Raw genomic sequence first — 16,726 nt, 5'->3', positions numbered from 1 at the left:
GGGTATAGAAAACAATTTGTTTTCTACCCCTGCCCATTTAAATTATACAGTAGGTTCGTCTGTACCCCATTGTTTTTTCTCTTTCTTGTGTAGCTGCCCATCTGATTTTTTCATTTCACGAATTTTTAATGAATACCAGATTTGAGCTGCGATACAGATGGAAGAATACATACCTGTAATTAAACCAATCAATAACGCGATCGAGAAGTTTTGAATAGATGGTGCACCAAAAATTAATAAAGCTATAACAACAATAATAACTGTTAGGACTGTATTAACAGAACGTCCCATTGTTTGGCGTAATGATTTATTTACAATGTTCGCCAATACTTCACGGTCATTAATTGTATCATAACGATCTAAGTTTTCACGCATACGGTCAAAGGTAACAATCGTATCATTAATGGAGTAACCAACAATGGTTAACACAGCCGCAATAAATGTAATATCTACCTCTAAACGCATGAAGCTAAAGACGGCAACGATTAAGAATACATCATGCAATAATGAAACAATTGCACCAATGCCCATTCGCCATTCAAAACGAATTGCTACATAAATGATGATTCCTAGTGCTGAAAGTGCCAATGCTTTAATAGCATTTTTCACCAATTCCTTACCAACTGTTGGCGATACCGTACTTACAGTAGGTTTATGACCATATTTATCAGTTGTTTCTTTTTGGAATTTTAAAATATCTGCTTGTGATAAATCGGATTTATAACGTACAACTGCAGATGTACTCTTTTCTCCTGAAAGGACAATATCCTCCGAAGGGAAACCAATGCTATCAACGAATTTTGCTACTTCTTCTTGTGTTAACGTTTGTTCTGCTTCAATTTGAATACGTGTACCACTAGAGAAATCAATACCAAGGTTTAGACGGAAAATACCCATAACCACTATCCCAGCCACTAAAATGGCTAAAGAGAATGTATAAAATTTCTTACGGTTGTGAACAAAATCGAAACGATCAAATTTCGTTGATAAATCTAATGTGCCAATGTTTTCATCTAAACTATGTTGTTTTGTTTTGGCAATACCATACCATGCTGGATTATTGAAATAGCCACTGTTAACAAGGACTCCTAATAGAACGCGAGAACCCCAAACTGCTGTTAAGAAGCTCAATAAAATACTAATAATTAATGTAGTTGCGAATCCTTTGACAGAGCTTGTCCCGAAGTAAAATAGAATGCCCGCTGCTAATAGAGTCGTCAACTGTGCATCGACAATCGCTGATAAAGATTGTTTAGACCCAATTTGGAACGCCTGTTTAGCAGAATACCCTACTCGAAGCTCTTCTCGTATACGTTCTGCTGCTAGAATGTTGGCGTCCACAGCCATCCCTATACCGAGTACAATAGCAGCAATACCCGGAAGCGTTAATACGGCGTTTATCCAATCAAATACAACCAAGACTAAGAAAGTGAATACAACAAGTGTAATGATGGAAATAAAGCCTGGTAAACGATAGTAAAATAACATGAATAAGAAAATAATTACTACGCCGACAATACCTGCAAAAATGGTACTTTTCAGTGCCTCATCACCAAACTGAGCACCAACAGAAGTGGAGTAAATTTCATCAAGCTTAACAGGTAGTGCCCCTGCATTTAAAATTCCTGATAAATTTTTTGTTTCATCAACAGAGAAATTACCACTTATCATAACGTCTGTAGTATTTAACGTTTGACTAACTGTTGCTGCTGATGAATAGCGAGGCTTCGCTTTTTGTGATTCCGCTTTATAGGAATCAACACCCTCTTCAAAGTCTAACCATACAACTAATAAATTTTGTCCTACAGGTTTCGCAGCAATTTTACTTGTTACATCTGCAAATTTTTTCGCATCTTTTAATTTTAAAGATACGATTGGGCGATTTTGCTGGTCAAAGGAAGCACTAGCTCCATTTTCCGCTAAATCATTCCCATCTAATAATAAATTATCATCCACATCACGGAATGTTAAATTCGCAGAAGTAGATAGTAACTTACGTGCAGATTCCTGATCTTCAACACCAGCTAATTGCACACGGATACGGTTTTCTCCCTCAACCTGAATGCTTGGTTCACTAACACCAATCGCATTGACACGGTTACCAAGGGCTGTTGCCGTAGCAGCCACAACTTCCGGCGTGATTTTTTGTCCTTCTTTTAATTCATTTACCTCGTAAAGAACCTCAAACCCGCCTTGTAAGTCAAGACCAAGCTTAATGTCCTTTAAGACGCCGTTTACAGTCGTACTAATTCCTGCTACCAAAAGCACAAGAATTAATAGGAATGCAACTATACGACTTTTTAGTTTCATTGAAAATCCTCCTCGAAATGGTGTAAGGGTTGTCCTTACACGCCAAACAAGTAACTAGCAATACCTTTTGAAACGATTAATCCTCCTTTTTCTTAGAATCATGTTACCTGTGTCTCAAAAAGGTAGCTTCACTTATTTCATTCGTTCATAACGCGCAAGTTTATCTTTGTATTATTAGGTACTAACCTTCCTAATGCAAGTAACATCGCATGGGCGGTTTATGTAAGTAAACAGTTTTTCAAAATAAAAAAAGCGCAACACACTTATTATGAAACAGGTTGCGCTTGGTGTCAATTCAACACATATAGGTTTCTTTGAATTCTTGCAAAATTTGACACATCGTCATTTATGTTCTGACTGGACCAAGCAGTAATTGTAATTCTTCTGTATTCAGTTCTTCAAACCAATTATCACTTTGTAAAAACTCTACTTGATTAAATGAGACGATATCAGATGGTGATACCGAGAATATGGTCGCAATCACCTCATATAAGCGTAGTTGATCTACTTTCTTTTTCCGCCATTTTTTTTCAACACAGTACCGCCAAAGCTCTTCTGCCGTTATAGCATCATAATGAAAATACTTGAACTCTGCTATCTTACTATCAATTGCAGGACGAATTTTTTCAAATAGTTGCTCATATTGCATACTCATTTTGAATCATCTCCAATCAAAGTCGTAACGTAAGACATGCTTGCATACAAATAGTGTAAATGAATTTTTGCGGCTTGAGAAGGGACGGATGGCATGAGTTCTTTTGTACGGGGTACTTTATTTTTAATGTTTGTCATTTTTTTATCTAAACTTTTTGGCTTCTTTTATAGAATGCAATTTATGCGAATTGCTGGTGAAGAGGCAGTCGGCATTTATATGACCGTCTATCCAGCTTTTATTTTCTTCATCTCACTCATTCAACTTGGACTACCTATTGCTGTAGCTAAAATTGTGGCAGAATTACTAGCAAAAAATAAACGCGAAAGCATATTTGGCGTCATGCGTACTGCTATTCTTTGGTCATTTATTGGCATGATCGTTTTTATGCCACTCGTTGCACTTACTATACCATATATTTCTACGACACTCTTACATAATGAACATACAACTTTCACCTTATGGATTGCACTCTTTGCAGTACCAGTATCAGTAGGATCTGGTTTATTACGCGCTTATTTACAGGGAATCGCTAAAATTACACCGACCGCCTGGTCACAAATGATTGAACAAGTGGTGCGTATTAGCTTTATTACACTAATGCTTCCATATGTGGCTAACTATAATAATGCTGCTGTGACGGCAGCTGCTGCAATGGGTATTACGCTTGCTGCAGAGGTAGTAGCATTCCTCTATTTATGGCTGCACTATATAATTTCAAAAAATAAACTAATTCCGCGCAAAACAAAAATCGAAGGGTATCCTTCATCGCCAATGCTCCGTATAGCACTACCTTCCGCAGGCAGTAAGCTTTTTGGTTCTTTCACTTGGTTTTTAGAACCAATCATCTTTTTGAAAGCTTTAACAGTGGCAGGATTAACGGCATCTGCAGCTACCATTCTATACGGTGTCATCTCAGGTGTGTTAGTGCCATTACTGCTATTTCCTGCGTTTGTGTCAACAGCTTTATCGATTGTTCTTATTCCAGCGGTCAGTGATGCCGTCGCTCGTCAGCACACTTCTTTGCTACAGGAGCGGATTTCGGTTTCCTTACGATTATCTTCTTTAGTGGGCTGTTTTGCCGCTACATATTTCTTTGTACATGGTGATGAATTGGCTATGAAGCTTTTCCATTTAGAAGAAAATCGTGGTTACGTAAAAATTTTAGCCCCCATTTTTTATTTCTATTATATTCAAAGCCCTTTACACTCCATCCTTCAGGCAATTGGAGAAGCTCGGGCTGCGATGATGAACTCTATCTATGGTGGCCTAGGAAAATTATTTGTTATGTTTGTACTTGCCTCTCAGCCCGGTATTCAAGAAAAAGGGGCTGTGGTAGCTATTGGCTTTGGCGTTTTAATGACGTCTTTCTTGCATATAGCAACTGTTAGACAACGGAAAAACTTACGAGCAGGCTTTAGAATGTTTGTCGTACCTTATAGTTGCTTTATTGCCGTTTGTATCGCCCAGTACTTCCTTATGCCATTACTATCACTACCATTTATTTTAAATAGCTGTGTCACATTATTTTTACTATTTACGAGTTTATTATTTACCAATCAATTACGTATAACGGATTTCCGCTATATCCGTAAATTAGCAAAGAAAGTTTAGCTTTCTTTTAATTGGATATACAGTCGCTCGTCTTCCCAAATACAAAAAAACACTGTCTCACTATCTGTAATATTATTTTTAGCTAGTTCATTCTTCAACCATTCCACATCTTTATGCATCGTTAATAAATGTCTTTCTTGAATATCTCCGTCAATAATCAATGGATAAACAAATGGTTTTTCATCTTTTTTGTAAACGGAAAGATTGCCCGAAGGTTCTAAATAGGCAAATGCAACATCGGAGACAGAGGCGATACCACTTTCTCGTAATTGCTGACATAAATCATCTAAATTATAACGGTGTTTCCGCATTTCACTCTCTAAAATCACACCGTCTTTTACTAGTAATGCTGGATCACCGTCAACTAGGTCGCGGATTCCCTTGAATTTCAACGATAAATAAGCACTTAATATTTGTATACAAAGCAAAATAATAATGGGTAGAATAGCATTAAAAAGAGGATTTTTATAATCATCTAATGCAAAGGCAGCCACTTCTGCAATTAAAACAAATACAACTAAATCGATGACAGATAGCTCACCCACTTCTCGTTTACCCATCAATCGAAAGACGATGATAATAAACACATATAAAAAACAGGTTCTAAAAATAATATGGAAATATTCTTCCATTAGCATACACCCCCATACTATCAAGGTGACCTTATTTTTGTTTTTTATACAGAATGATGGTGTCATATTGCTGAAAAATGATTTTATTCAAGGAATAGTCTTTAGTTGTTCGTACAAAATATAAAGAACGACATACTTTAAACTATAAACAGCAAATAAGGTGAGAAAATGATTAGGAAAATTATTGCTTTCGTTGTTGTTTATATCGTTCTGTTCACGTATCCATTCCTTACTTATGGATACGAAGAACAGACTATACCCGTTCTTATGTACCACCATTTAGCGGACAATATAAACAATAATACGGTTATTTCACCCACTAATTTTGATAAACAGATGAGAGCACTTAAGGAAGAAGGGTATCATGCGATTTCGGTCAAAGAATTACACGATTACTTAACAAGCCAAATCAAATTACCTGAAAAGCCTGTATTGATTACTTTTGATGATGGCTATCTCAGCAATTACGAAATGGCTTATCCGATTTTGAAAAAATATGACCTACATGCAGAAATCTTTGTTATTGCAAGCCGAATAGTCGATACAAGTAAGGGTATTGCCTATCCACATGAAATTGCTAAAATGAATTGGGAACAATTAAAAGAAATGCAAGATTATATAACGATCCAAAGCCATACTTGGGACTCGCATTATAAATTACCTTCAAAATATGGCAGACAAAATGGGGCCATTTACGGTCCAAGCTATTTGAATGGACAATTAGAAAGTCAAGAGCAGTACGAAGCAAGGGTCAAAGATGATTTTATTCACTCCAGAAACATATTTAAAGAAAAATTAGGCTATGAGCCCATCGCCATTAGCTATCCATATGGTATTCAATCTGCCGCCACCATTAAATTAGCACAGGAGGCTGGTTTTAAAATGGGCTTTGTCATTCAAAATAAATATGTTAAAAAGGGTGATGGATTATTTGCACTGAGTAGAATCATTGTAAATGGCAATGATTCAGGTGCCGACTTAATTCATAAAATAAATACACTGAAATAAGAAGCAGTAGGAAGTTATCCATTCTGCTTCAACATCATAAGAAAAGGCTTACAATATAGCTATTGCCTATTGTAAGCCTTTTTCCTTTTAATGATTACATGTCCTTCTCAACTCGGCCGATTGCTTGTCGGTCAAATTTCACACGTACATTATCAGCGATCTTTAATGTTACTGAAGTGTCCTCAATTGCATCAATGACACCATGCATGCCACCGATTGTAATGACTTTATCTCCACGTTGCAAACTACCTTGCATATTTTGTGTTTCCTGCTGTCTTTTTTTAGCTGGACGGATTAAGATAAACCACATAGCAACGAACATTAATAATATTGGTGCTAAGCCTAATAATTGATCCATAATACTTCTTGCCCCCTTTCCAAATCTCACTTTTTTAGTATAGACTATTCCACCATTAAAAAGCGATGGACAAGCCCAAAAATTTTCTCATTTACTAATATTTTTTCTATGATTGACAATATTTTGCTAGAAATATTCACTTTTTACAAAGTTTTGAATGATATTGCCATACTATGGCTATTCATTTAGGACATTAGAGGATTTCTAATGCCCTTTTTTATGAAAAACTCGTCCACTTTATTATCCTTACAAAAGTAATTGGTTAAAAGTTTTTCGCATCTGGTCCATTAAAGCCATATTTCTCGAAAAACTCTTCTCGGAAATCACCAAGACGATCTTGTCGAATTGCCTCACGTACTTGTTCCATTAGCTTTAATAGGAAATGTAAATTATGATAAGACGTTAAACGAATACCGAATGTCTCTTCTGTGCGAATCAAGTGACGAATATAAGCACGTGAATAGTTTTTACATGTATAGCAATCACAGTTCGGATCAATTGGCCCAAAATCACGAGCATATTTTGCATTCTTAACGACTAAACGACCTTCTGATGTCATCAGTGTACCATTACGCGCAATACGTGTTGGCAGAACACAGTCAAACATATCAACACCACGAATGGCACCATCGATTAATGAATCTGGTGAACCCACTCCCATTAAATATCGAGGTTTATTTGCTGGCATTAACGGTGTTGTGAACTCAAGAACACGGTTCATAATATCTTTCGGTTCTCCAACAGATAATCCGCCTATAGCGTAGCCTGGGAAATCTAACTCGACTAATGCTTCTGCAGAACGACGGCGTAGATCCTCGTACTCACCGCCTTGAATAATTCCGAATAACCCTTGTTCTTCCGGACGATTATGAGCTTCTTTGCATCTTTTTGCCCAACGTGTTGTACGATCTACTGATTGCAGCATATATTCATGTGTTGCAGGATACGGTGGACATTCATCGAAGGCCATCATGATATCCGAGCCTAAGTCATTTTGAATTTCCATCGCTTTTTCTGGACTTAGGAATAATTTATCCCCATTAAGATGATTACGGAAATGAACGCCTTCCTCTTCAATTTTACGGAACTGACTTAGCGAGAATACTTGGAAACCGCCTGAATCTGTTAAAATTGGTCGATCCCAGTTCATAAATTTATGCAGTCCGCCTGCTTCCTTGACGATATCATTGCCTGGACGAAGCCATAAATGATACGTGTTAGATAAGATAATACCGGCATTCATTTCTTTTAATTCCTCAGGAGACATTGTTTTAACCGTTGCTTGTGTCCCAACTGGCATAAATGCTGGCGTTTCAAAAGAGCCATGTGGTGTATGCACGATACCAAGACGTGCTCCTGTTTGTTTACATGTATGAAGTAATTCATAGCGAATTGCTGGTTGTGTCATAAAAATAAAAACCCTCTCTGATCTGAAGTAAAAACAGTACTCCGATTATTTCTTTTTTATTCTTTTGGTCGAATAAACATAGCATCACCAAAACTAAAGAAGCGATATTTTTCTTCTACAGCTTGCTGATAGGCACTTAAAATAGTTTCTCTAGTGGCTAGCGTACTCACTAGCATAACAAGTGTTGACTTTGGCAAATGGAAGTTTGTAATTAAACCATCCACCACAGAAAACGTATAGCCTGGATAGATGAAAATAGATGTCCAACCTTGCTCTGGTCGTACCTCACCACCATATTTAGAGCCAATTGTCTCTAATGTACGTGTGGAGGTTGTCCCAACAGCTATTACCTTACCGCCATTACGCTTTACACGATTAATCGTGTCTGCCGCTTCGTCCGTCACACTATAAAATTCGGCATGCATTTCATGGTTTTCAATGGAATCCACACTAACAGGACGGAATGTACCAAGTCCGACATGAAGAGTAATAAAGACAACCTCTACCCCTTTTGCCTTTACTTGTTCTAATAATTCTTCTGTAAAATGTAGACCCGCCGTTGGAGCAGCAGCTGAGCCACGTTCTTTCGCATAGACCGTTTGATAGCGATCTTTGTCTTCTAATTTTTCTCGAATATAAGGCGGTAATGGCATTTCACCAAGCTGCTCTAATATTTCATAAAAGATTCCATCGTAATGAAATTCAAATGTTCGTCCACCATGGTCAAGCTCACCTGTACAAGTAGCTGTCAGCAACCCATCTCCAAATGTGATAACTGTCCCTACTTTTACGCGTTTTGCTGGTTTTACAAGGGTTTCCCACTCGTCTGAACCTGCCAATTGCTTCAGTAATAATACCTCAATATGGGCGCCTGTCTCCTCTTTTACACCCATTAAGCGAGCCGGTAAGACCCTTGTATCATTTAACACAAGACAATCTCCCGCACGTAGCTCATCTAAGACATGTGCAAAATGGTGATGCTCAACTTCAATTGAGCCAGGTGTCACAACCATTAATCGACTAGCTGTACGATCTACTAATGGTGTTTGGGCAATAAGCTCCTCTGGTAATTCAAAATCAAAATCTTCTACACGCATGAAAAAAACTTCCTTCTTTATGTTTGTTGGGGATACTCATATCCAAAATGTTCGTAGGCTAAATGTGTCGCCACTCTTCCTCGTGGTGTGCGTTGAATAAGCCCAATTTGCATGAGATAGGGTTCATATACATCTTCTATCGTCACCCGTTCCTCACCAATTGATGCCGCAAGCGTATCTAAGCCTACAGGACCTCCTCGAAAGCGCTCAATCATGTTCGTGACAAGTTTATGGTCAATATGATCAAGCCCTCTTGGATCCACTTGTAACAGCTCTAAAGCTTGCTTTGCAAGACCCTCCGTTATCATACCATCTCCAAGCACCTGTGCATAATCACGTACTCGTTTCAATAGGCGATTGGCAATTCGAGGTGTACCACGAGAACGTCTCGCCATCTCCATTGCTGCTATTTGCTCAATTTCTACCTCAAATAAATGGGCACTGCGAGCAACAATTTCAGCAAGAGAAATATCATCATAGTACTCTAAGCGTAATAATACACCAAAGCGATCTCTCAGAGGGGCTGATAAGGCGCCAGCTCTTGTGGTAGCACCTACAAGGGTAAAGGGAGGTAAGTCAAGTCGTACAGAACGTGCTTCAGGACCTTTTCCCACCACAATATCTAAACAGAAGTCCTCCATTGCTGGATATAACACTTCTTCAATAGCACGAGGTAGTCGATGAATCTCATCAATAAATAAAACATCGCCAGGCTCTAGTGAGCTTAAAATCGCAGCTAAATCTCCTGGACGTTCAATTGCAGGACCACTTGTCATGCGCACATTGACACTCATCTCATTTGCTATAACAGCAGCCAATGTCGTTTTACCAAGCCCTGGTGGTCCATATAACAACACATGATCTAAACTTTCCTGCCGAAGTTTTGCTGCCTCAATGAAAATTTGTAAATTTTCCTTTACTTTATGCTGCCCTATGTATTGGGCTAACCTTTGTGGGCGTAAAGATAATTCAAACTGTTCATCATAGCCACTTGCCTCACTAGCCATCATACGTTCAGACATGCCTCTTCCCTCCTTTCCTTATTTTAATTTTAATAATAGTTGTAACGCTTGTTTCATAAAGGCATCTGTCGTTTCAAGCTTGTCGTTATCCTCAAGCTGCGGGCGAATTTTTTCGAGCTCCTTTTCAGAATAACCAAGTGCCATTAAAGCAAGTATCGCTTCTTCTAATTCGTGTTTATAAGCATTAACGCCAAACAATGGCAGTTCATCTTCTGTACTCGGCAGTTCAATTGTCTCTAATAAAGAGCCTAGCTTCCCTTTTAAATCTAATATCATCTGACGTGCGGTTTTTTTACCTACTCCAGGGAACTTCACTAAAAACGCTTCATCTTCCCGTTCAATCGCACTGATAACCTGCTGTGGGTTGCCAGTCGCTAAAATAGCTAGTGCCCCCTTTGGACCTATTCCAGATACTAAAATTAACTTACGAAACAGCTCACGTTGATCTAGATTCGGGAAACCGTAAAGCATTTGTGCGTCCTCTCGTACATGTAAATGAACATAAATTTGTTGTTCAAGCGCTGATGTTCGAAATGCAAACGGATTGGGTGTATTCAATTGCCAGCCAATCCCCTGTTGTTCTAGCACAATATATTCTGGTGTAATACGAGTAATTAGTCCTTTTAAATAATCATACATCTATATTCCCTCACAATCATCGTCTTCGATTATAGCATATAGCGAACGAATGCTCGACAGAAAGTAGTATCCAAAACGCTGTTCAAGACAAAAATGACCGCCAAATGACGGTCATTTCTTCACAAATCTATCAATATCGTACCACAGTTTTGGCCAATAGGTGAGGGCTCGTTTAGTAAATGGTACTAAATAATCTAAAAATACTAGTTGCTGATCAAGTGGCAAATCCACAGCAAAAAGCCATTCTCGCAACAGTTCATTCGGATATTTTAAACGATGAAGCTTTCTTTTATCAAGTCGTTTCAGCTCTGGTAACTCCGCAAAGACTTTAGCTAAATCATAATCGACTGCAGGTAGTACCCGATGCAACCATAAAATATATTCGTCATCGGCTTCTCCAAGATGCGCCAAATCAAAATCAATTAAACGCAATTGTCCGTCCGTGCACCATAAAAAATTATGATGTACAACATCCCCGTGCAATAGTGTAATTTCTTTTTCAGCTACATCCTCTAGGGCAATTAACTGCAGCGATTTATCACTATAATGCAAAATTTGGTCGATTTCTTCTTTCGTTAAGAAAGCCCGAAACTCATTTCTTCTGCTTTTAAAACGCATATGACGCATTTGCCATTTTAAAAGTTGTGAATAGGTATGCAAGCCAGGCAAGCGTTGCCAAGCGATTTTTTTATATGTGTCATGTAAAGCTATTAGTAGTTGAAGAGATTCCTTCCGATCCTTTTTATGAGCAAAATTGGCACCATGGCTTCCTTCTTGCCATTCTTGCACTATGAGCTGCTCATCATCACTCCGGACTAATGGTAGGATAAGGTTAGGTTCAATTCGACCTAGCTGGCGATGAATTGTTCTTACCTTCTCTGCAATCTCTAGTTGTTTTGCTCGTTTGACAAAATAAGTATTCGATCGATATCTATATTTCCAAATATTTGATTTTACCTCTTCGACAATATACGCTTTTTCACCATCGATAAGGCGTCATCCCGCCTGGGAAATAATGCGGTGACATCCAAGGTCCTACTGATGACGGGCACGGCGGTGGACAATGCGTTGGGCATGGTGGTGGTGGACAATGACATGGATCCATTTGCCATGCAGGCATTGGCATCGGCATCGGTTGTGATTGACAGCCACAAGGTTGTGCATCACAGCCACATGATTTGCCCATGCTCATTTCAGGCATCATATTAAATTGTGGCTGCATTTGTTGATTAGGCGTGTGGAAAAATGGTGATGTGGACTCCAAGAAGTCTTCCATCCCGCCCACTTTATTTTCTGGCATCTCAAAGGACATCGGCTGCTGCGGCATCATATACTGCTCGGCCTGTGGCTGCATTGGCATTGGCCACCACATTTGATGATGATAAATTGGTTGATGGCAGCTTGAGCAATGTGGTACAGCAGGCATATGTGGCATGATATGCATTGGCGGTGGTGCTGGCTGTGGCATTGGATGTGGCATTGGCTTCGCTACAGGTGGTGGTGGTGGTGGCGGTGGCGCTGGTTGTATTTGTACTGGTGGTGGTGGTGTGACTGTTTGCTCTATTTGTGGCATGACTAATTGTTGGTGCCAATTCATTTCTACAGGCTGTGGAACCCACATCGGTTGTTGTGGCATCTGCATTGGCATAGGCATTGGTATAGGTATTGGAATCATTTGTGGCTCTGGCATTGGCATTGGAGCTGGCGGTACAATTGGTGGTGGTGGAGGCATTGGCCTCTGTACCTCTTTTTTCGGAACTTCCTTAGGTGTCTCCTTATGCATTTGTGATTCCTTTTTTGGCATTTCTTTATGTGACTCTCTATGTGGCTCTTTGTTTATTTTTTCAGGCAAAATAATTTCCATGCCCGGGACAATATAATCTGGGTTGGCAAGATGGACATTGAGCCGCTTCAAATCTTCAAACGAAATGCCGTACTCTTTCGCAATCTTCCACAATGTGTCTCCCTTTTGAACAATATGAATACGCAATTTTTTCCTCCCTTCCTCTCTACGTATCATATGTTCAATGTTCCATTTGGATACAAAAATTTCAACAAGTTAGAAATGCTTCATGGTACACTAACCTATAGGGAATACTGTTTCCATTATTACGGGCAGAGGTGATCTCTTATGAAAAAAATGTTAGGCGAGGAACGCCGACTGCAGCTATTAGCGCAATTACAAAAAAGTAAAGCACCTATAACAGGGACAGACTTAGCTAAATTCGCCAATGTTTCTAGGCAAGTTATTGTCAATGATATGACTTTATTGAAGGCGAGAAACGAACCTATTATCGCTACAAGTCAGGGTTATCTTTATATGCATCAGGAGCAATTACAGCAAACTGTTGAACGCACATTACCATGCATACACACATCTGAGCAAACAGAAGATGAGCTAATGACGATTGTAGATTGTGGGGGAACCGTCAAAAATGTTATGGTTGAACATCCTATTTATGGCGAACTAACGGCCTCTATCATGGTGTCAAACCGTCATGAGGTAAAACAATTTATTGAACGAGTTAATGCCACTCAGGCTAATTATTTATCTGCACTAACAGGAGGCATTCATCTTCATGTCATTACAGCCCCCTCTGTGGAAGTATTAACATTAATTGAACAAGCCTTACACAAAAAGGGCTATTTGGTGACAGACCAATAAAAAAAGCACAGTATTTTCTCATACTGTGCTTTATTATTTCATTCGATGATGACTCGTTCCACTCCCCCAATCTATTAGGAGAGAAATCGTTGTCTTTGTGAGGGGGTAGGTAAAAGGCATTCCTTTTTGGTGCCAAATAAACGATAGCGGTGCTTCGCAAACCGTCTATATAACAAATTGCGAATAATTGGGGGTACCAGAATGAACAGATAATAGCAAGGCCAAACCTTCTCCAAATTTTTGGCTATTTTTAAAGCTGCCGTCGACTCAACATATACTTTCCCATCTTCAATGAGGATCACACTATCTATTTTTTCGGATATATTAAACTGTCGGAGTAATGCTTGACCGACATCACTTTGTAATGACGCAAATTGAAAATAACCTGCTTGATCATGTTTGATAATAAATTGAACGGTGCTATCACAAAAGTTACAGATACCATCAAATAAAATGATCCCACGCATTATATTTCCCCCTTAGAGCTATTATGCTTCGTCAGATGTAAGATACGTAAAGTATGTACCTAATGACTTTACTTTGCAACCTAGTGCAGCAAGTTCTTCCATTGCACCGCGCATCATTGGTACTTTTTCATCCGCTAGCACATCTATCATGAAGAAATAATCACCTAGTCCTGTCTTTAATGGACGCGATTCGATTTTACTTAAATTCAGTTGACGCCATGCAAAGACAGAAAGCACTTGATGTAATGCCCCTGAACGGTCAGTTGGCAATGTAATCATTAAAGTTGTTTTCGCTTGCCCCTCGGATAATTCTTGTGGCAAACGTTGATTTTTCTTAGACAGAACAAAGAAACGAGTATGGTTAAAATGGAAATCATGGATATCGGACTCTACTATTTCAAGGCCATATTTTTCTGCGGCAGCTGCATTTCCAACCGCTGCTATACATTGCTCTGGGTTTTCGGATACATATTTAGCGGCAGCTGCTGTTGAAGTTGTTTGTTGAAGGGGCACATGACTGAAACGATAAAATAAATATTTATGGCATTGCGCTAGAGCATGTGGATGGGAATAGACCCCTTCGATAGACTGCCAATTATCCATTTGCGCTTTATTGACCATTAAATGCTGCTGTATTTTCAGTAATAATTCACCTGTTACATATAGTGATGCTTCATGGAATAAGTAATCAAGTGTAAGCGTAACTGAACCTTCTAAGGCATTTTCTAATGGTACAACGGCTAAATCTACCTTTCCCTCTGCTACTGCCTCAATACATTCAGGAATCGTTGCACAAGGTACAAGCCACTCATTTGGAAAAGTAGCCTTTGTTGCTAAGTATGTAAATGATGCTTCCGGTCCTAAATATGCGATTCGATTTTCCCATTGTTGCTTTGTCATTGCAAAAACCTCCTTTATGGAATAAGGAGCAGTCCCTAGCGATTGATGTATCACTGAGGGACAGCTCCTTATTTGAGCTTTGGTATCGTATTATTACTCCAGTGCTTCAAGAGCATATGGATTATTAAACACGATAATTGTCATTTTTGTCAAAAATTAAAGGATCGAACACCTTACTATGATTATAAAGCACCAGAACTAATGACTTCCGCTGACTCAACAAAATCTAACCGTTTTAATTGCTGAATTAGGTCATCAAGATCACATGTCATACTTGTTACATCTAGTGATAATGTAACATTGGCACGCCCCTGAATAGGGATTGTTTGATGAATCGTCAATACGTTACAATGTGTAATTGTCACAGTTTCTAGAAGCTTAGCAAGTGTTCCTTTTCTATCTTGAAGCTGTAAAAAGACTGTTAAAATGCGTTCCTGCACGATTGAATGAAAAGGAAAAACCGCATCACGATATTTGTAAAACGCACTTCGCGATAAATCCACCTGCTTTACCGCATCCCATATGGAAGATACTGAACCACTTGATAATAAGTGTTTCGCCTCCAAAGTTTTTTGCATTGCATCCGTTAAAACATCCTCACGAACTAAATAATATCGCTGATTCGCAACATTCTTCATACGCTTCCCCCTAAAACTCATGTCTTAATCGACAAATTCAAATTCAAACTCTTGTAGGCGAACTGTATCGCCATCCTGTGCTCCACGTTCACGTAGAGCCTCGTCCACACCCATTGCACGCAATTGACGAGCAAAACGACGTATACCATCTTCTCGGCTAAAGTCCGTCATTTTAAATAAGCGCTCAATAGCATAGCCACTAATAATAAATGTACCGTCATCGTCACGAGTGATTTCGAAATCTTCACCTTTTGCCTCATGCTTGTACATAACCGTTGCGTCTGATTGTTCCTCTACTTCATCATACAGTGGGAATTCAGGCGTTACTTCTAATAGATCCGCAATAGCAAACAACAGCTCTTTTAACCCTTGACGTGAAACAGCAGAAATTGGGAAAATTTGAACGTCTTCTCCTACCTTTTGGCGGAATGCTGTTAAGTTTTCCTCTGCATCAGGCATATCCATTTTATTGGCCACAATAATTTGTGGACGCTCTGTTAAACGAAGATTATATTGTTTTAGCTCATCATTAATTGTTAAATAATCTTCATAAGGATCGCGACCTTCCATTCCTGACATATCAATCACATGGACGATAACGCGTGTACGTTCAATATGTCGTAAAAATTGGTGGCCTAATCCTACCCCTTCATGAGCTCCTTCAATTAGCCCTGGTAAATCTGCCATTGCAAAGCTTCGGTGATCATCCGTTTCAATCATGCCTAAATTCGGTACAATTGTCGTGAAATGATAAGCACCAATTTTTGGCTTAGCAGCAGAAACAACCGATAAAAGTGTTGATTTGCCAACACTTGGGAAACCAACTAACCCTACATCTGCTAAAACTTTTAACTCTAATATAACATTTAATTCTTGTCCTGGCTCACCTTTTTCAGAAAGTTCTGGCGCTGGGTTGGCAGGTGTAGCAAAGCGAGAATTCCCACGTCCACCACGTCCTGCTTTCGCAATCACGGCTCTTTGCCCATGCTCGACTAAGTCAGCAATAACGGCATTTGTTTCTTCATTCATAACCACTGTACCTGGTGGAACTTTAACAATTAAATCTTCCGCATTTTTACCGTGCATGCCTTTACTCATACCATGCTCGCCACGCGGTGCTTTAAAATGGCGTTTATAGCGGAAATCCATTAACGTACGTAAGCCTTCCTCTACTTCAAATACGACATTACCGCCATGTCCACCATCTCCACCAGCTGGACCACCGTTCGGTACATATTTTTCTCGACGAAAGGCAACCATGCCATCTCCGCCGTCGCCACCTTTAACATAAATCTTTACGTGATCGACAAACATTT

At 39.1% G+C, this 16,726-nt stretch carries 17 protein-coding genes; 3 read left to right on the top strand and 14 right to left on the bottom strand.

Annotation, left to right across the window (positions count from 1 at the left end):
* Positions 1–42 precede the first annotated feature (42 nt).
* Entirely contained in the window at positions 43–2,310 is a 2,268-nt protein-coding gene (secDF, locus tag AC1Q6O_RS10465) for a protein translocase subunit SecDF (protein ID WP_089986680.1), read from the bottom strand.
* A gap of 346 nt (positions 2,311–2,656) precedes the next feature.
* Complete coding sequence (locus tag AC1Q6O_RS10460; protein WP_008181166.1) at positions 2,657–2,965, bottom strand: post-transcriptional regulator; 309 nt, start codon at positions 2,963–2,965, stop codon at positions 2,657–2,659.
* Between the two features lie 93 nt (positions 2,966–3,058).
* Between AC1Q6O_RS10460 and AC1Q6O_RS10455 the strand changes: the two genes are divergently transcribed.
* Entirely contained in the window at positions 3,059–4,576 is a 1,518-nt protein-coding gene (locus AC1Q6O_RS10455; RefSeq protein WP_090002900.1) for a putative polysaccharide biosynthesis protein, read from the top strand.
* Here the strand turns inward: AC1Q6O_RS10455 and AC1Q6O_RS10450 are convergent.
* Positions 4,573–5,208, bottom strand: coding sequence for a DUF421 domain-containing protein (locus tag AC1Q6O_RS10450; protein WP_043990784.1), 636 nt, complete (start codon positions 5,206–5,208; stop codon positions 4,573–4,575). The two genes, AC1Q6O_RS10455 and AC1Q6O_RS10450, sit on opposite strands and share 4 nt — an antisense overlap.
* Before the next feature lie 168 nt (positions 5,209–5,376).
* Between AC1Q6O_RS10450 and AC1Q6O_RS10445 the strand changes: the two genes are divergently transcribed.
* Positions 5,377–6,216, top strand: coding sequence for a polysaccharide deacetylase family protein (locus AC1Q6O_RS10445; protein WP_492401131.1), 840 nt, complete (start codon positions 5,377–5,379; stop codon positions 6,214–6,216).
* A gap of 94 nt (positions 6,217–6,310) precedes the next feature.
* Here AC1Q6O_RS10445 and yajC read toward each other — a convergent pair whose 3' ends face one another.
* The 7 genes from yajC to AC1Q6O_RS10410 form a co-directional block, all read right to left on the bottom strand.
* Positions 6,311–6,574 carry a preprotein translocase subunit YajC gene (gene yajC / locus AC1Q6O_RS10440; protein WP_008181179.1) on the bottom strand — a complete coding sequence of 88 codons (264 nt, stop codon included), beginning with the start codon at positions 6,572–6,574 and terminating at the stop codon, positions 6,311–6,313.
* A gap of 262 nt (positions 6,575–6,836) precedes the next feature.
* A complete protein-coding gene (gene tgt, locus AC1Q6O_RS10435) occupies positions 6,837–7,982 on the bottom strand; it encodes a tRNA guanosine(34) transglycosylase Tgt (RefSeq protein ID WP_008181181.1) in 1,146 nt (381 codons plus the stop codon).
* Between the two features lie 56 nt (positions 7,983–8,038).
* A complete protein-coding gene (gene queA, locus AC1Q6O_RS10430; protein ID WP_008181183.1) occupies positions 8,039–9,079 on the bottom strand; it encodes a tRNA preQ1(34) S-adenosylmethionine ribosyltransferase-isomerase QueA in 1,041 nt (346 codons plus the stop codon).
* 17 nt (positions 9,080–9,096) lie between these two features.
* Positions 9,097–10,101 carry a Holliday junction branch migration DNA helicase RuvB gene (ruvB, locus tag AC1Q6O_RS10425; protein ID WP_008181185.1) on the bottom strand — a complete coding sequence of 335 codons (1,005 nt, stop codon included), beginning with the start codon at positions 10,099–10,101 and terminating at the stop codon, positions 9,097–9,099.
* A gap of 18 nt (positions 10,102–10,119) precedes the next feature.
* Positions 10,120–10,740 (bottom strand): Holliday junction branch migration protein RuvA, encoded by a 621-nt coding sequence (gene ruvA, locus AC1Q6O_RS10420; protein WP_008181187.1) that lies wholly within the window; start codon positions 10,738–10,740, stop codon positions 10,120–10,122.
* Positions 10,741–10,851: 111 nt separating this feature from the next.
* Positions 10,852–11,685 (bottom strand): phosphotransferase, encoded by an 834-nt coding sequence (locus tag AC1Q6O_RS10415; protein WP_083796527.1) that lies wholly within the window; start codon positions 11,683–11,685, stop codon positions 10,852–10,854.
* 34 nt (positions 11,686–11,719) lie between these two features.
* Positions 11,720–12,730, bottom strand: coding sequence for a LysM peptidoglycan-binding domain-containing protein (locus tag AC1Q6O_RS10410; protein ID WP_492401128.1), 1,011 nt, complete (start codon positions 12,728–12,730; stop codon positions 11,720–11,722).
* Between the two features lie 141 nt (positions 12,731–12,871).
* Between AC1Q6O_RS10410 and AC1Q6O_RS10405 the strand changes: the two genes are divergently transcribed.
* On the top strand, positions 12,872–13,405 hold the full coding sequence (locus AC1Q6O_RS10405) for a transcription repressor NadR (RefSeq protein WP_089986686.1): 534 nt from the start codon (positions 12,872–12,874) through the stop codon (positions 13,403–13,405).
* Positions 13,406–13,479: 74 nt separating this feature from the next.
* On the opposite strand, the gene AC1Q6O_RS10400 is transcribed toward AC1Q6O_RS10405, so the two are convergent.
* The 4 genes from AC1Q6O_RS10400 to obgE all read right to left on the bottom strand — a co-directional run bounded on the left by AC1Q6O_RS10400 (position 13,480) and on the right by obgE (position 16,724).
* Complete coding sequence (locus tag AC1Q6O_RS10400) at positions 13,480–13,872, bottom strand: thiol-disulfide oxidoreductase DCC family protein (RefSeq protein WP_008181193.1); 393 nt, start codon at positions 13,870–13,872, stop codon at positions 13,480–13,482.
* A 21-nt stretch (positions 13,873–13,893) separates the two neighbouring features.
* Positions 13,894–14,772: a prephenate dehydratase gene (pheA, locus tag AC1Q6O_RS10395; RefSeq protein ID WP_089986687.1), complete on the bottom strand. Its 879-nt coding sequence runs from the start codon at positions 14,770–14,772 to the stop codon at positions 13,894–13,896.
* A 182-nt stretch (positions 14,773–14,954) separates the two neighbouring features.
* Positions 14,955–15,410, bottom strand: coding sequence for an ACT domain-containing protein (locus AC1Q6O_RS10390; protein ID WP_004226679.1), 456 nt, complete (start codon positions 15,408–15,410; stop codon positions 14,955–14,957).
* 24 nt (positions 15,411–15,434) lie between these two features.
* Positions 15,435–16,724 carry a GTPase ObgE gene (gene obgE / locus AC1Q6O_RS10385; RefSeq protein WP_036119237.1) on the bottom strand — a complete coding sequence of 430 codons (1,290 nt, stop codon included), beginning with the start codon at positions 16,722–16,724 and terminating at the stop codon, positions 15,435–15,437.
* Positions 16,725–16,726 lie beyond the last annotated feature (2 nt).

The organism is Lysinibacillus sp. GW823-FHT06C08 (assembly GCF_058795135.1).
Note: the sequence above shows the minus strand (reverse complement) of the source record. Positions and strands in the feature narration are given on the sequence as shown.